Origin of the sequence: Citrobacter freundii complex sp. CFNIH9 (assembly GCF_002903305.1) — a bacterium.
Lineage (GTDB): Bacteria > Pseudomonadota > Gammaproteobacteria > Enterobacterales > Enterobacteriaceae > Citrobacter > Citrobacter portucalensis.
In genome coordinates this window covers 2,870,634-2,885,792 of sequence record NZ_CP026238.1, presented here as the reverse complement: position 1 = coordinate 2,885,792, position 15,159 = coordinate 2,870,634, and the positions used below count along the sequence as shown (strand labels likewise).

The window sequence follows — 15,159 nt, the reverse complement described above, 5'->3', positions numbered from 1 at the left end:
CCGGTTAACATCGAAACGCTGAGAGAGGTTAATCAGCAGTAGATTGAGCGCCGCTGCCATCGGCATCATGTCGCCCCCGTTCAGCAGTCTCCCCCAGCATGTCATCCATCGCCTGACCCTTTTCTGTCAGCAACTTCAAATCTTCCGGATGCAGAGCATAAATTTGATTCATGTCCAGCGGGCCGGGGATTTCACCAATCTTTTTAATCTGCCGGCGCATCATCTCCAGCCCCATCATGACCTCAGAGCAGTAGGCAACCGCCTTGCCGTTATCCCCAATCACGACGCGCTCGGAGGCCAGTTGTGATTCGATAACATCCCGTGATGTCAGCTCGCGAAGCGTCACATCCTTGTGAAGCATTTCGTCGGTAGTGCCTTTGCCGGTACGCAGACCGTGTACCAGAGTGAATGTCATTTCAGCCATGTCTTACACCTTCACACACTTGACGCCGATGAAGTTAGCCGAGACCGTCCCCGCGTCTTCGTCCAGTTCTGCCGGGTTATCGGTGGCCGCGCCGGTCATCATGTAATTGAGACCGTTGTCACCGTAGAACATGATGGTCACGTCCTCCCAGTTACTGATTTCAATCACATCGACATCGCGATCCGCAGCAATGGTCAGCTTGATGGAGGGGGCCGCCATCTTGCGGGAATTACCCCAGACTTTACCGCCGCCCATGTGTTGCTGGCGGGCATAGCCTCCCGGATTCAGGGTGGATTTGCCTTCAGTTTTGATTTCACGGCCATTAATACGAATCGCCGCCATACCCAGAATATTTGCCATGCTGGCTCCTTAAAGTTTGAACTGGATGAGACCGGCCAGAACGCGCAACTGATTCACCAGATTCGGGTGGCAGATAAAGTTCAGACGGTTTGGGTCTTTGCTGTCGATGGTGACATCAAGCGTGTCTTTATAATCCTCGAAATCCTCCACCAGACCTGCCGGGATAAGCTCCGTCAGCGCAATATCCAGTAACTCAGCCCGACAGATTTTTGGCGTCATGACTGGCTGACCGGCATCGAGCAAATCAAGCACGTCATCACCTGCCAGCTTGTGGCGTGGGTAGCGACTGGTGAAACGGTTTTTGATGACATAGCGGATACGGCCAAGCGTTGCCGGCGACTGCACATCGAGGTATGAAATGTCAGTATCGCCATAGCGGTTAACGCGGTACATGGTGATTTCGCGCTCAATACAGACGTTATCTCCGGCATCGACAAAGTGCGTGGCGATACCGTCATGCAGCAGCAGGTTACGCTCCGGCATATCCCAGCGGATACCGCGAGCGGGCGGCTTAATGCCGCTCAGGATCAGAGTCTGGAGAGGACGGGCCGGGTCAAGGGCCAACTGGTATGCCGCCGTTGCGCCGTAGCTGGCGGCCCATAACCATGACGGTTCAGGTGCGATGTTGGTGCCAATACAGGAAATCAGCCAGTCATTGCGGGTATGTCCGAATGTACCGCTCTGGGCATGTGTTCCGCGATAAGCAGACCACAGCAAAGCCTCCATCATTTTGAGCGGTCCCCAGCGCTCCAGCAGTTCGTCACGGATAGTGTTCAGGCTCTGGGTATCGAGGTACGGGAAGATGATATCCGTGTACCAGTCATCTCCCAGCGCAGCGACAACCGCCTGAATATCCGGCGTCCCCGTGCCACCCGAAAATGCAGTCAGTGTTGCACTGATGCCGGCAGGTGTTTTTTCTCCGGCGTAATAGTTCAGGCGCACATCGCTGTCATTTCCCGTGACACCTTTCCACTTCACGGTCAGCACTACCGTTGCAGCAGCCTCAGCTTTTGCTGTGGCGGTGACCTGAGTGGCAGGCTTTGCGGTAATCGCAGTGATGATATTGCCGGCAATGGTTTCCGCTTCATCACCGATGCTGACCCCGACCTGGACAGACACGCCATTGATCATCAGTGCCAGTGTACCGGCCTGAGTGGCGGTGCCGAGCATCGTGACTGTGGCACTCGCTGCGGCGCCCTGGGCAATATCCTCCAGTCCCATCGCATACATCTCGGTGTAGCTGTTGGCCTTACGGACCATCTTTGCCATTTCACCCAGCATCGAGCCACGGCCATAGAGTTCATCGGCCATGCTGTCGCCAGTAATACGATTCAGCGTCAACGGTAAAGCAGTCGCGCTGGCGAGCTGCTGACCCACAACCAGAATTTTTCGGGACTGTGCCGGCGCGGCACTCATCGCCATAGAGTTATCGATATCGATCCAGACCAGCGGGACACGAATATCATCAGGAATATTACCGATGGACATCATGCCTCCTTATCGGTTTTAGATGTGCGGGACTTCGGTGGCTCAGTGATATTCACATCGCCTTCTTTTTCACGGCGCAGCCAGTACGCATTGACCGGCAGTGTCTCGCCATCAGCGGCAAGGTGACTGCCATCAGCCTTACGAACGAGCAGGCCCGCCCGTGATGGCTTAATCATTTTCTTTGTCATCAGTCTGTCCTTCTCTTACGTTTATGATTTGCGGCTCATCGCTTACCGGCTGTCCGTTCACCACAATGGTTGCACCCAGTCGCAGGAATTCCGGCAGCGTGGACAGGTCTATCTCATCATCAAGACGGAATTCCTGTTCCCATGTAACGGCCCACATGGTGATCCCGAGATTGTCCAGGCCACCCGACCAGAGGTTTTCAGCGGCAATGTTCTCAGCCATACGCTCAGCCTTCATGCCCGCAGCCGCTTCACGACAACTGATACGACGGGCAAGGCGTCCGGCGATAACCTCACAGCGGGCATCGCGCGGGTATCCCCAGAAATCAGCCATCATGATGTAGGCCGCCCAGGTCACAAGGCCGGTCATGCCGCGACGGTTCTGGATGTTTCTGACCCGCAAGGCTGCTATACGGATACTGCCGCCACGCCCGGACATATAGCTTTTGACCTGTTCCGGGGTGTTAAACTGACCGATGTGACGTTCCAACTTTTCAACCCGGTCTGGTTGTTTTTCACCCTCAAGTTCAGCTTTCAGCCAGTTAACAATATTCTCGGCGGCACTGACCGTGCTGCCCAGGGTGACAAATGCCGGACGCTCACTCATTGCAGAACCTCATTCCAGAAATCCCCGATGACGTGCAGCAGTTCCTGACTGTTCCCGGAGGACAGGCCGAGGAATTCACGCTGCGGGATGTTTAACATACGTTTATGCGCCCCCACGGTTTGCCATACCCCGTGTTTAAGCGCCCGACCAAATGCCTGTGAGATGAGGCGCTTATGGGCTGACACAGACACCGAGCCGGAAAAACCCTCGTTATGCGTCCGGCCATAATCAAGCGGCGTACCCACACGAACGACAGAGCCGCTGACCACATACTGGATACTGTCGAGCAGGTCGCCGTTGCCCTGTAACAGACTCTGGTTGCTGTGTCGGGTTTTCGCGTAGCTGTCAGACCAGTCCTGCCACTTCTCACCGGCAGGACTGGATTTCTCGCTGGAGATACGTCGGCGGGTCTGTGACTCCACCACAGCGCCAATGCTCTCCAGTAGCTCCTGTTGCAGCGACTGGTCAGCCAGTCGCTCAATCGCACGGCGAATGTCCTGAAGCTTCTGGTCTCCTCTGACCTCGACAGTAATTCCCATCACAGCACCCCTTTCAGGTTGTTACGGGTGAACAGACGACGGTTTTCACTGACGATGATCAGCTTTCCAGTGTCGGTCTCAGGGACCGGGGTGTCAGACGGCACACCGAGGTCACGGGTGCCGTTGGCGATTTCACGCAGGGTGCGGAGGGCTTCGTCGTAACGCTTCTGGATTTCATCGGTGATCTGATGGTCCCGTTCAGACAGCCAGTAGAACGCGATGGAAACCGCCGCCCGGCGCAACGGACTCGGCAGGATCGGAAGGTTCAGCGGCAACTGATAACGCTTTGCCAGAAAGGAATTAATTTCTGCATCAGTATCATCAATCGCACGCTGGATCTTTTCTTCGTCAAGCTGCTGCGTCTCTTTGTTGATTGCCATGTTCCAGACGCGGTCACCATCGGTTGCCAGCAGGTCTTCACGCGTTACGTAGATGCCCATTATTCGCTCTCCACGTTGGCTTCAGTCCCGGCAATGGTCGCCAGTTCGGTCACAATCAGCATCTTTTCAGCCTTCAGACGCAGGGCTGTGTCGGTGCTGATCACGCAACCCTGTAGCGGCTTACCACCGGCATCTTCCAGAATCTGTTCATCCGGGTTATCGCTGACAAACACATGCACCGTATCGTGCGGCCAGAATCGGCCTGCCCGGTGAAAACCATTTTCAGGAATGGCGCGGACCTCCAGCACCACGACATTTTCAGCAATGCGAACAGCCTCTGAATGGTCATGTGCCAGCGTTTCCTGCCAGAGATGTTTTCTCAGGTCATCACCCGTGTTCTCGCCCGGCATGGTGACAAGGCTGACTGTGGCCGGGATAGCCGTTATTCCACCGTCACCGGGTACAGGTTCCGGGTCAGATGCGACATCTGAAGCTGCAACCGTCGGTTGTGATGTCTGACTGTCATCAGTAATAACTGGTGCCACCGGTGTCGGTTGCGCCGGGACAGTCGTATTCTTCGTTGCTTTGTCGGCTTTCTTTTCCGAAGTGGTTCCGGTCTTACCAGCGGCTGACTTATTAACTTTTCCACTCACTTTTTAAACCTCATTCAGGGTGGGTTTAAAGGAGGGTTAACCCCTCCTTAATCCGGCGTTACGTGATTTTTTACGTAATGACGTCATGCTTTGACGTAAGGAGAGACCAGCAGATCAACATCCTTGTAATAGATGTTTGAACCGCCACCATCAGCCGTAACCGCTTCAATCAGCGCTTTGGCCGCACCACGGTTATTCTTACCGACGACCAGCAATGTCGGATTCATGCCCAGAGGTTCGCCGTTAGAGTCCGTGATACCCATCATTGCGGAGACGGCGGCTTCATAGTTCGCTTTGTTCAGTGCGGCTTTTGATCCCACACAGGTCTGCCAGAAACCAAAACCAACGTTGCTGCGGCCATCGGTCCCGTAGGCGAATTCGTTCTGAAGGAACACGCGCTCGCTGGTGAGATCATCAAGGGCGATGAAGTTAAACGGACGGCGTTCCTGATAAATGATGGGCAGCAGCGCATGCGTTGCATCAATCAGGAACCACGGCTCACCCGTATCGGTCGCCGGGTCGCCCACAACGTTCGATTTGGTGGATGTACCAACAGGGTGATCGGTATCGAAGAAATACTGACCATCCCAGCACAGCGTATCGAAGCCTTTGCACAGCAACTCAAACGACAGTTTGTCCGGGAAAATCGTGGTATCGCGGCCAAGCTGCTCAGCAATCACGGAATACTGACCAATCTGATCGTCCTCGATTTTTTCACGCTTAACCTTGACCGAGTTTTCCCAGGTCTTGTTGGTAATGACATACCCGGCCTGAGCCAGTTCTTTCAGTTGACGCGCCCCGATCCATTCTTTGATGGTCGGGAAGTCTTCAACCCAGCCATAAGTGTTAGATGCGCCGGAACTGGGGATAACCGTGGCGATGGATCGATACTGCGGATTGACACGACCAACACCTTTGGTAAAGGCGGCGCTCAGTGCGGTGGTCAGGGCATGCAATACTTCTGCGGATACCTGCATGAATTATTTCTCCTGCTTACGAACGGAAAGGAATTCTTCTTCGCTGATGCCCATATGGCGGCACATCGCGAGGTCTTCGTCAGAAAGCGAGGCGTGACCTTCGGTGCTTTCTTTTTTGGTCGTCGTGGTCTTGCTGACAATGACCGGTGCCGCTTTCACGAATTCAGAGAATCGCTGGCGGCCTTCTTCAGAGCGGCAGGTGGCGAGATACATTTCGCGGTTAGCCGGTGCGACTTTCCCCGACTCGATGGCACTGTCCACCAGAGCTTCTGATTCTTTGATGGCAATCTCATTGAGTTTGCTTTCAGCACTTTCCGCACGGTTAAGTGCTAACTGGTGGGTCTCTACCGGAATGAATTTCGTCAGGTCAGGATTCTCAGCGCGGTTAAGCGCCACCTGCTCGGCGGTCTTAATCTGCTGAATGGCTTTTACTGCGTCGTCTGCTGTGGCAGTGGCCGCGAGGCCAAGTACTGTCACAATCTGGACAGGTACGGTCATCGTGTTTTCCTCAGAGTTGAGTGCGGGTAAATCAAGGTTGGGTTTGTTGGTCAGCGCGGCGCTGGACAGGCGGGTGACCTGACCGTCCGCAGTGAACCGAAAGGCCGGACTGTAATAGAGATACTTCTTGCCGCGCAGCTGCGCCACGCCGTCATCAGTCCATTCAACGTGCGCCTCCACCACGCCATCACTGACGCGATAGCCGTCAATCCAGCCATAAGCCGGGGCTTCATCGCCTTTCGGGCCTTTCAGTTCGGTGGAGTGCTCGATATCAAACGGGAGCTTTGGATAAGCCATCGAGGCACGAATGATGGCTTCAGGATTATTGTTCACCCATGAACGGCCATCACGCCCTGTAAAGGTTCCCGCCGGTATCATCGGCAGCCATTCAGGCAATGCATCATCGGTAAGGTCAGGAAGCTGAAAGCAGAGCGCCAGCAGTTCCGTATTGTTCGGGTTCATGGTGTTGTCCGGTCACGTTGTTTACTTCCGGACAGTGTGGGGGGAAACGGGGATGCAGGTGGATTAACCGGCTTCACTGTAAACGCGGCATGAAACCGCGTTTAAAACACGTTTAAAAACGCTGTGGCGCGTTTAACGATTTTTTCATATGCCGTCATGACGTAATAATCGTTAATGCCGCCACGCGCGTTGTGGGATGATTTTTATCTTTGTGGCGAATGACTGTCAAACGCGTCCTGTTTTCTGCGTAGCTGTTCATCCAGCTCGCGACTGCGGGAGATTCCGGGGTTGTACGCCCAGCCGGGATCAATCCCCTCCGGAATGGTCTCTTCTTCGCCGGTGCGTTTGTTAACCCACCTGACCGTGCGGACTTCAGGGGCTTCCGTGTTGATAGTGCCGTTGGCCTTCATCTGCTCATACTCATACCGGCTGACTTGCCGTGCACCGCATTTGCAGCCCCAGCCGTTCGGCCCCATGTGTGTTCGCCAGAAGGGATGGTCCACCGGTAGACAGACATCCTTCCAGCGCAGATGTTCTGCACGGTGCTCACGTGAGGGTCCGACGGTGTAGACAAGATAAGGCATTGCCCGTTGGGTCCGTTCAATACGCTGCCATTGTCCCGCCGCGCGGGCGGTCCGCATATTAGTGTCATAGATAACGCGCATCCGGCGGTCACTGCCGAGCTGGACAGTACGGGTTTCACCGGTCAGGGGGTCATCCATCAGTTGCTGTCCCCACCATCCACGTTTGACCAGCATAGGTTTAAGAACCTCGCGAAACTGCTCAAAGGTCTGGCCGTTCTCCAGTGCGTCCTCCACGAGTTGGCGAACGTCCGCCAGCAAATCAAGCTGCGTCATTTTTGCCACAGTAAAGCCGATGCTGTGTTCTTCCATCCAGACATCACGGTAATCAAATCCCGGCTTCAGCTTTTTCGCCTTCAGCCAGGCCAGTGCTTCCTGGGGAATAATGCTGTATTTATCGCTGACCGGCTTAGCCATCGTTTACATCTCCCAGCGACCGGGCTTTAAAACAGAGCATCGCCAGTTGCGTCGCAAACTCATCCGCATTAAGTTCTTTCTGAAGCGCCGGCAGACCAGCGAGAAAAGATTCAAAACTGTCAGAGTTCTTTGCCAGCGCAAGCACCGGACTGGTGAACGCATCGCCGGTACGCTGCCAGTCTTTCATGGCGTCATCCACCATCATATCAAGGGCGTCAGGCTGGCTGCGGTTAAGTGCAGTCTGCTCACGGTTCATGGCCGGTAGTGGGTTAGCCATTTGCGCCGTTGGTGTCAGAATTTTTGCGCCTTTCTCCGGTTCAGACAGCCCGAATTTGTCACGGATCTCTGACATCTGAACTTCCATACCCCGGTCAATCAGTGGCGACAGTGCATCCACCAGTACCTTAAGGTCTTCCGGTTTGCTGATGCGCAGAACGACGCGGGGGTAATGCTCCTGTGGCCCGTAATTCATATCCACATAGGGACGGACAAGGAATTCAGACAGCGTGTTGGATAACTGCCAGGCATCCCATTTGGCGATGTCCATACGCACACCATTGTGGACTTCCGCCTGAGCACGTGAACTGCCGTCATCGGTGGTCATGGTCTGCCCCAGTACGGCCTTACTAATCTGCGCGTCACACCATTCGGCCATCTCTTTAAAGAGAGTGCCACCGCTGTTACGGCTCGCCGCTTCCTGCATCTCCAGTTTCATCGAATCGGGGATTGCGCAGCCGGCATCTGATGCCAGTGATGCAATCGCATCCAGCAATGTCTGGATTTGTTCCGGGCTGGCATTGTTGCCGTATTTACCCACTACAATCGGGATACCAAATTTTTCAGCAAACGCCCACCAGTCCCGGACGGTGTAGGACTTGAGCATATACATAACGGCCACCAGACGCGCCAGACCGTTACGCAAGGGCAAACCGGATTTCAGGCGGGGTTTATGGACGATAAATTTCCCCGGTGACAATGGTTCACCATCAATGGGGTTCCTGTCCGTCAGTAGCCTGAAATCACGCAGGGTTTCCCGGTCAGGTTTCAGAAAGCGCGGATCAACCCATTCATAATCGCGGGGTTTCCAGAGTGTGGTGCTGGTATTCCAGAGGATTTCGCAGACACCAACCCCTTTACCAAGCCCGTCCAGCAGATCGAACAGCAGTTCAGGAACCTGCGGTTGCGCCATGAGATTACGGATATCATCTGCGATTTCCACATCACGAGGGGAATCGCTCCCGGCCTCCACCGAAGGTTCAATCCCGGAAACCGTCAGCTTGCGCGTACGTAAAACGCTGGCGTAGTGGAGGTCACGTTCCTCCAGTTCCTCCGCCATGATGAAGAAATCACGGGCATGACCATCGGCTGCATTACGTAAAATCCCCGCAAGCCTGCCGGGACTCAGCGTACTGGCAACGCTGATACCTGCCGAGGGGGAACGTACACTCATTACCGCCGCTGCGGATTGCGTCTGTTTCAGCTCGTCCTTGTTCACGGTGACAACTTCCCCCGTGGCAGGACTGAACAGCCGACGAACGGCTCCGGTTAGTTGTTTAAACATCAGAGTAATCCCCGCTGATTTTTAAGACCCCGTGTGATGCGGACCTGACGGTGTTCATTACGCTCATCGGGGCGGGAAGGTTTCTTTAACTTGTAGACTTCATAACGCCGGCAGTCCTCGCGACTGGCGAGGAAACCGAGAAAAATAGCGATAGCGGAGTCACCGTGACGCTTGCGGCCATCGGTGCCGGTAGTGCGTGCATCATCAATGCCAGGTACGCCGCGATAAAGCTGAATTGCGCCGAGGTCGGTGATCACATCTTCATGTTTTGGCAGTACCAGTTCATTGTCTTCGAATGCCGCACGGAACCGGGGCATGTTTTCCCGGTAGTATTTGACGGAAAGCTGCACCTGCTCAACTTCATCACCGTATTTTTCCGCCGCCTGTTCTGCCAGATACTGACCGTTACCCCGCGCATCGAGCTTGATGCCGTCACGGCGGGGAAGCCTGTCACAGATATAAAACAGCGCCTGCTCCTGCTGTTTAAATGGCACATTGCTGAGTTCCACCAGGAACGGGACGTTGCGCGTCGTGTCATCGTTGACTGTCACCGGTGCAAACACGGTCAGGTCACCATTACGCGCAAAGTCTTCCCCCAGACAGTGGCGCAGGTTCTGCGGCAGTTTCTCCAGTTCGGGAAGTACGACCGTCTCCAGCCATTCCTGCATGTCCACACGGCGCAGCCCGTCCGGCATCGCGTTAAAATCAGCCGTACCAGTGAAGCGCAGGACAACGGTCGGACCTCTGGCCGCGCGTTCGCGCAGGGAACGTGCGATATAGACGCCACCGCCGTTCTTCGGCTCGCAGTAGTATTCCTCGCGGGCATCTTCCTCTGTAGCCGTGTCGCTCAGCAGGTTAGCCAGCCATTCCGCTTCGGCTTCCACAGACCAGACTTTTTTTGTGACCTGACAGATGCGCTGATACAGCCCCTCAGCAATGGCCGTTTCAATATCGACGTGATGGACAGAGTAGCGTTTTTTCCCGGCCCGGCTGTCGGTAATGATGGTGTTAAACAGGTTATCAATACCGTTGTGGGTGGAAATAAGGCGAACATTATTCCCCCACATTGTCAGCGCCAGCGCCGCCTTGAGTACCGCTGCAAGGTCAGCCTGGAATGCGGCCTCGTCAATGATGACGTTACCCTGCATACCACGCAGGTTCGACGGGTTAGACGACAGCGCCTTGATTTTGTAGCCACTGGCGAACTGGATGACATAGACCAGGATGTCTTTGTCTTCATCCTTCAGCACTTCTTCACCAATGCCAGACGCGGCGCGGTCATAGGCTTTCGCCCACATGGCACAGGCATCAATAAACTCACGGGCCATGTCTTTCGTTGTGCCGACGTAGAACGTGTCGCACCCGCCAGCCTCCACCGACATTGAGCCGTTGAGGGCCGCGTCAGCCGCTTCCGCCCAGGTCAGACCGGTACGACGCGACTTCTCGGCAATCTTCAGTTGAGAGGAGTCGGCAATCCACCGCTTCTGGTAGGGAAGCAGTAGCTGGCTTTTGTCGAACTCGCCCGACAGGATAGCCGCAGCGGACTGACTGGTGAGTGTTCTGTCCGGCGTCATCGTCGTCATTCTGCAATCCCCAGAATCTGACGTTTGATATCAGCCGCCGTCTCAGCAGACAGACCAGCAGAACGGGTAATGGTCTCTGCGGCCGCAGCGGCTTTTTTCGCAAACTCCTGCTGGATTTCTTTCTCGCGTTTGTGGCTTGCCATCGCTGCAGCTTCCAGTCGCTGGGCGACAAGCGCAAGCTGGCCCAGCGCTTTTGGTTCGACAGTTTTATCGCTGTCAGCCATTTCCATTGAGGTTTCAAAGGCCAGTGTTTTGACAAACTCCAGCAGTAATTTTCCGACGTCAGACGTCGGCGCTGAGCCAAGTTTTGATGCCCATATTTCAGCCATCTCGCGTGAAGCGCGAATCTTTGACCCCATCGTTTCCATGCGGCTTGCGTAGCGGTTCAGACCGGTACGGCTGATTTGCATGTCCTCCGGAAGGTTATATTCGTTGATCAACTCGTTAATCGCTTCGCGGATTTCTTCCTGGGTATGTCGTTTGTCGCGTAGCATCTGATGAAGTTGCTCCCGGACCGCATCCGGGAGCAAATCAATCTTTGAAGGTCGTCCGCGCGTCTGGCGTTCACTTGCCATTCTCCCTCCTCATACGGTCAAGGAAGTCACGTTCAACGCTGGATTTGTCTTTCAGCAGCAACTTCCAGACGCGTTTATATTCCGGGTTGCTGTTGAGGAATGTGTTCAGATACGAATCAGCGGATTCGGAGTTGTATTTTTTACCCGTCGATTTTTCAAACCGTGGCGCAATGGCTCTGACTTCAATTTCCGCACAGACGAGAATGGCGGCCATTTTCCGGATAATGTCACGCTGGCTACTGCTCAGTGGCTTAAGGGCTTTAGTCATGGCTGATATTCTCCAGTTCAAAAATACGCTCTGTCACGCCGTTAATCGCATCCGTAAAGCCAAATGCGCTGCTCCACTCCGGGGGCGCACCGGTTACAGCCTCATACATGCTGTCCAGTGCGGCGATGACCTGATCACGCTCTCCGATAAGCTGGGTTTCAGAGCGGTCCAGCCGCGCAATGCCTTCCAGTGCTTTTTCATTTGCACTGATAAGGGAATCAATGATCACAGCGGCCTGAAAAAGCGCATTCGCTGATATGCCAATTTCACCGGACTCCCGACGTTCCGCCAGACCTGACAGGCGGCGCAACTGTTCCGCCTGCTGGCGGCAGGTCATTAACATTTGAAGTATTCTGGCCCGTTCCATAGTCACTCCCGCGCACGTGGTTTTTTGACGCCGGGGACCGTCGCCAGCCCGAAGGCCACATCTTCACCGCGTCCAGTGATGCCGGCGACGTAACACCCGGAGACATCTGACAGGGTGACGAGTCCCTGTTCACGTAGCCACGCAAGGAGGGTGCGGACGGTGTCACGGGAAACCCGATGGCCGTAAGTCTGAAGGCAGGTCTGTAGAATGGATTCGTTTGCGCTGTCTCCGCACTCCACCAGTGAGCGCAGAATGACCAGACGCTGGTCGCTGTTGAGGATTTCTTGCATGCTCATAGCCTCTTAATTTTTTTCCTTCAGTTCGTTTTCCAGCAACAGATCGCTGATACGTGTGGCCTGCCGGAGCATTCCGGAGAACTCCCGTATTTCGCCGCGCAGGTTGCTCATATCCAGTTGCAACTGGTGGAGTTCCTGTCGCGACGGCATCCCGTCGATGGCCTTTTCAAGTGCACTCATCCGGCTGTTAACTTTCTCCATCTCTTCCCGGCGGGCATAGGTTTTTACCAGCAGCAGGTGGATAATATTGATTCCGGACATCAGTCCGGCCCAGATGACAGCCCAGTTACTTCTTACGGTTTCCCATTCCATTTATGCCGTCTCCCTGAGTGTCTGGCAGTCAATGCAGGTCACGGCATCCGGCATGGCCGCCAGTCGTTTCGGGTCAATTTCGTCACCACAGTCGTTGCAGTGGCCTGGAGTGTCAGGGGATTCTTTAACCCTGTTTAACTGAGCATTTAATGCCCGTTCACGGTCTGCCATCTCAAGGCCGCTGGCCTTGTCCAGTTCATCCGTCATCTACCCGCCGCCATCGTTTTGTGTTTGCTTGATTTGCTGTACCGGGCGAACCCGTCAAGGGTGCGAAAACCGAGATACCCAAGCGCCGGTGTCGCCAGCATGAGTGCGATATCCCAGTCCGGTGATGGCATGGAGAAGGCATGACCAAAAGCACCGGATACCGCGCCAGCCTGCTGACCCACAGACATCAGCATCACATACGCAATGCTGCTGTAGAGCGACAGCCGGGCCATCAGCGGTCTGGTCTGACGGACATATTCATCCGTGGCGTTGTCCCCGTTACGGATGGTTTCCTGCTGTTCATGGTGAGCAGCCTGACGGTCAGCCAGTACGGCTTTGTCCCACTCAAGCTGGAATTGCTCAATCTGGACTTTCAGGGACTGGAGCTGGACGAACTGTTCTGGCGGCAGCGCCGCCAGTTTCTGCTCAAGCACTCGCTGCTGGTCCTGCGGGTTAATGACGCTGTTGACGTTCTCAACGATCCCCGCCACAGAATCTGCCGTTCTGGCGGTGTCACCACCGAACCAGCCGCCCACAGTACGCAGTAATGACGGTCCGGCCTTCATCAGAACGGAGGCAATGGTGGTGAGGGTTACTGGATCCATACAAGCAGCCCCTTACGTGCAACCCACTGACAGAACAGAAATCCTGTGGCTGCGCCGAGTGGTTCAAGGAAAAGGAGGTACAGCGGGCTGGCATAAAGTGGACTCAGGCAGATAAGAACGAACCCAACGCCCCAGACAACCCACGACCAGAAACAGGCATGCCGGCTGATGTGCGTTTCAGGTTTAAGAAGCCTGTAAGGCAGATTGCCAAGAAAGATGCTGAACCCGACCAGGACCACACCGGACAACGCCAGCCACCAGACCAGAAAGGCGTGACGCCCCGTAAAACTACAGATAAACAACGACAAACCGACGAGAATGACAATGCTCCATCCGGAGCGCAAAACCTGTACCAGCGCCAGCTTTAACCAGTCGTAGCTAAACGATTTAAACATTATGTTTTTCCTTGTATCGCTGGCATTGCCAGACGATGTCTCTGATATCGACGGATGACCAGCCGCGCATGTAGTAACTGGCGTGTGTACCGTCATGACCTGCATAACTTGTCGGAACAGGGACGGGGCCGCCTGCCATTCGGTGAAGCACTTCCTGCCGCAGCCGGTCACGTCGCCCCTGTTTCAGCGAAGCGTCCCATCCCTTGCCCATATCAGCTCCGGGCTACCGAATAGCGGACACCGGAAATCTCACGACAGGCGTCAGCGAGGTTGTCCAGGCGGTTAAACCAGCCGTTGAGGAACTTGCCCTGTGAAGGGTTTGATTTGATGATGTCGGCGTAATAGCGGGAACGACGCAGAAATAAACGGTTCAGCAGCCAGTCAGGGTCAGCTCGTTCAACGGCTGCGCGGGTGTTTTTACCGGCGATACCGTCAACACTTTTGCCGGTGAAACCCGCAGCTTCCTGAAGCAACTGGACAGCCTTTTTGACGCCATGCTGGACGGCAGAGTCAAAGACAAACAGGGCTATATCATCCGGCCAAAACTGGCAATACGCCGGATACCAGTAGTCACGGAAGTAAATCTGTCCGGCCTGTTCAACCGTTAAATCACGAATACGCGTATCAGGCTTGCCATCGCCATTAACGTCGGTCATGCCATCGGCAACACCGTCGCGTTTATCTGATATACCGAAGTTGGTTTCACCGCCACGGTCAGTGGGGTCATTGACATATCCGCGTTCTGCGCTGAGCACGAAAGCAAGAGCATTGCGAAATGCGGGAGAATCGGGGGTGTTGCTCATAAAACGGCACCTTTGGAAGTGGGTTAAATTTCCCTTCCATCATGTGCCGGACGAAAAAAAAGCCGGATTAACCGGCTTCATTGTATTAGTTCTTTATTGCTGAGCAGGCTGTTTTTCCTAATTCTCTCCGAATACTAACATCCCACCCATAAATATTTTTATGGGGTGCACCATTCATGGCCTCATGTCTGGTTGATTCAGACACTGTTTCGGCTTCCATGAACTCAAATCCGTCAGATTCATCGTTATTCCAGTCTGTCACAGCTGCCAGTTTATCCGCTGGTAAAATGATGCTTCTAAAAATCAGGTTACACCGCAGTGTAGACTCTCTCATGAAAGCATCCATATCTTTTGCTAAGTCACCTCTATCAACTTCAGATTTAATATGGATTTCACCAGTTTTTACAGCCACTTTAATTTTCTGTTTGACGCCTCGGTACTCGCCTTCATATTCAGCGAAATTTGTATCGCCTTTTTTATACCACTCTGTGGCATCAATAGGTGTAACACCAGAAACTGACTCTTTTACTTTTTCGAGTAAAGAGTCAGTCGCTGAAACCGATAACGACGCCAGTAACAATGGGATCAATAACAACATTCTCATAAAACAACATCC

24 protein-coding genes are annotated in these 15,159 nt (G+C 54.3%); all 24 read right to left on the bottom strand.

Features of this window, described 5'->3' with window-relative positions; all coding sequences use genetic code 11:
- Positions 1–28 precede the first annotated feature (28 nt).
- Positions 29–424: a phage tail assembly protein gene (locus C2U43_RS14685; RefSeq protein ID WP_044712101.1), complete on the bottom strand. Its 396-nt coding sequence runs from the start codon at positions 422–424 to the stop codon at positions 29–31.
- Positions 425–427: 3 nt separating this feature from the next.
- On the bottom strand, positions 428–784 hold the full coding sequence (locus tag C2U43_RS14680; protein WP_044712102.1) for a phage tail tube protein: 357 nt from the start codon (positions 782–784) through the stop codon (positions 428–430).
- A gap of 9 nt (positions 785–793) precedes the next feature.
- The gene (locus C2U43_RS14675; protein WP_044712103.1) at positions 794–2,272 is read right to left on the bottom strand and encodes a phage tail sheath subtilisin-like domain-containing protein; all 1,479 of its coding nucleotides are present in this window, start codon (positions 2,270–2,272) and stop codon (positions 794–796) included.
- Positions 2,272–2,460: a DUF2635 domain-containing protein gene (locus C2U43_RS14670; protein WP_044712104.1), complete on the bottom strand. Its 189-nt coding sequence runs from the start codon at positions 2,458–2,460 to the stop codon at positions 2,272–2,274. The genes C2U43_RS14675 and C2U43_RS14670 overlap by 1 nt, the downstream gene beginning before the upstream one ends.
- On the bottom strand, positions 2,441–3,064 hold the full coding sequence (locus tag C2U43_RS14665; protein ID WP_044712105.1) for a hypothetical protein: 624 nt from the start codon (positions 3,062–3,064) through the stop codon (positions 2,441–2,443). The genes C2U43_RS14670 and C2U43_RS14665 overlap by 20 nt, the downstream gene beginning before the upstream one ends.
- Positions 3,061–3,603, bottom strand: a complete 543-nt coding sequence (locus tag C2U43_RS14660; RefSeq protein WP_044712108.1) for a phage virion morphogenesis protein — start codon at positions 3,601–3,603, stop codon at positions 3,061–3,063. Before C2U43_RS14660 ends, C2U43_RS14665 begins: the two co-directional genes overlap by 4 nt.
- Entirely contained in the window at positions 3,603–4,043 is a 441-nt protein-coding gene (locus C2U43_RS14655; protein ID WP_044712109.1) for a gp436 family protein, read from the bottom strand. Before C2U43_RS14655 ends, C2U43_RS14660 begins: the two co-directional genes overlap by 1 nt.
- Positions 4,043–4,636 carry a hypothetical protein gene (locus C2U43_RS14650; RefSeq protein WP_044712112.1) on the bottom strand — a complete coding sequence of 198 codons (594 nt, stop codon included), beginning with the start codon at positions 4,634–4,636 and terminating at the stop codon, positions 4,043–4,045. Before C2U43_RS14650 ends, C2U43_RS14655 begins: the two co-directional genes overlap by 1 nt.
- Positions 4,637–4,719: 83 nt before the next feature.
- Positions 4,720–5,613: a Mu-like prophage major head subunit gpT family protein gene (locus C2U43_RS14645; protein WP_016239604.1), complete on the bottom strand. Its 894-nt coding sequence runs from the start codon at positions 5,611–5,613 to the stop codon at positions 4,720–4,722.
- Positions 5,614–5,616: 3 nt separating this feature from the next.
- On the bottom strand, positions 5,617–6,573 hold the full coding sequence (locus C2U43_RS14640; RefSeq protein WP_044712117.1) for a phage protease: 957 nt from the start codon (positions 6,571–6,573) through the stop codon (positions 5,617–5,619).
- Positions 6,574–6,776: 203 nt separating this feature from the next.
- Entirely contained in the window at positions 6,777–7,571 is a 795-nt protein-coding gene (locus tag C2U43_RS14635) for a phage head morphogenesis protein (RefSeq protein ID WP_044712118.1), read from the bottom strand.
- Positions 7,564–9,132 carry a DUF935 domain-containing protein gene (locus C2U43_RS14630; protein ID WP_044712119.1) on the bottom strand — a complete coding sequence of 523 codons (1,569 nt, stop codon included), beginning with the start codon at positions 9,130–9,132 and terminating at the stop codon, positions 7,564–7,566. Before C2U43_RS14630 ends, C2U43_RS14635 begins: the two co-directional genes overlap by 8 nt.
- On the bottom strand, positions 9,132–10,715 hold the full coding sequence (locus C2U43_RS14625; RefSeq protein WP_044712121.1) for a terminase large subunit domain-containing protein: 1,584 nt from the start codon (positions 10,713–10,715) through the stop codon (positions 9,132–9,134). Before C2U43_RS14625 ends, C2U43_RS14630 begins: the two co-directional genes overlap by 1 nt.
- Positions 10,712–11,290, bottom strand: a complete 579-nt coding sequence (locus C2U43_RS14620; RefSeq protein WP_016239609.1) for a DUF3486 family protein — start codon at positions 11,288–11,290, stop codon at positions 10,712–10,714. Before C2U43_RS14620 ends, C2U43_RS14625 begins: the two co-directional genes overlap by 4 nt.
- Positions 11,280–11,558 (bottom strand): hypothetical protein, encoded by a 279-nt coding sequence (locus C2U43_RS14615; protein WP_044712124.1) that lies wholly within the window; start codon positions 11,556–11,558, stop codon positions 11,280–11,282. Before C2U43_RS14615 ends, C2U43_RS14620 begins: the two co-directional genes overlap by 11 nt.
- Positions 11,551–11,901, bottom strand: coding sequence for a hypothetical protein (locus tag C2U43_RS14610; RefSeq protein WP_233899539.1), 351 nt, complete (start codon positions 11,899–11,901; stop codon positions 11,551–11,553). Before C2U43_RS14610 ends, C2U43_RS14615 begins: the two co-directional genes overlap by 8 nt.
- A 26-nt stretch (positions 11,902–11,927) precedes the next feature.
- Positions 11,928–12,215, bottom strand: coding sequence for a VpaChn25_0724 family phage protein (locus tag C2U43_RS14605; protein WP_016239612.1), 288 nt, complete (start codon positions 12,213–12,215; stop codon positions 11,928–11,930).
- 12 nt (positions 12,216–12,227) lie between these two features.
- Positions 12,228–12,533: a DUF2730 family protein gene (locus C2U43_RS14600; protein WP_016239613.1), complete on the bottom strand. Its 306-nt coding sequence runs from the start codon at positions 12,531–12,533 to the stop codon at positions 12,228–12,230.
- On the bottom strand, positions 12,534–12,740 hold the full coding sequence (locus tag C2U43_RS14595; RefSeq protein ID WP_044712129.1) for a TraR/DksA family transcriptional regulator: 207 nt from the start codon (positions 12,738–12,740) through the stop codon (positions 12,534–12,536).
- Complete coding sequence (locus tag C2U43_RS14590) at positions 12,737–13,345, bottom strand: hypothetical protein (RefSeq protein WP_103285374.1); 609 nt, start codon at positions 13,343–13,345, stop codon at positions 12,737–12,739. The genes C2U43_RS14595 and C2U43_RS14590 overlap by 4 nt, the downstream gene beginning before the upstream one ends.
- Positions 13,333–13,740: a hypothetical protein gene (locus C2U43_RS14585; protein WP_044712134.1), complete on the bottom strand. Its 408-nt coding sequence runs from the start codon at positions 13,738–13,740 to the stop codon at positions 13,333–13,335. Before C2U43_RS14585 ends, C2U43_RS14590 begins: the two co-directional genes overlap by 13 nt.
- Complete coding sequence (locus tag C2U43_RS14580; protein ID WP_023277381.1) at positions 13,733–13,951, bottom strand: hypothetical protein; 219 nt, start codon at positions 13,949–13,951, stop codon at positions 13,733–13,735. The genes C2U43_RS14585 and C2U43_RS14580 overlap by 8 nt, the downstream gene beginning before the upstream one ends.
- Before the next feature lies 1 nt (position 13,952).
- Positions 13,953–14,543: a glycoside hydrolase family 108 protein gene (locus C2U43_RS14575; protein WP_044712143.1), complete on the bottom strand. Its 591-nt coding sequence runs from the start codon at positions 14,541–14,543 to the stop codon at positions 13,953–13,955.
- A gap of 85 nt (positions 14,544–14,628) precedes the next feature.
- On the bottom strand, positions 14,629–15,147 hold the full coding sequence (locus tag C2U43_RS14570) for a hypothetical protein (RefSeq protein WP_044712145.1): 519 nt from the start codon (positions 15,145–15,147) through the stop codon (positions 14,629–14,631).
- Positions 15,148–15,159: the final 12 nt, after the last annotated feature.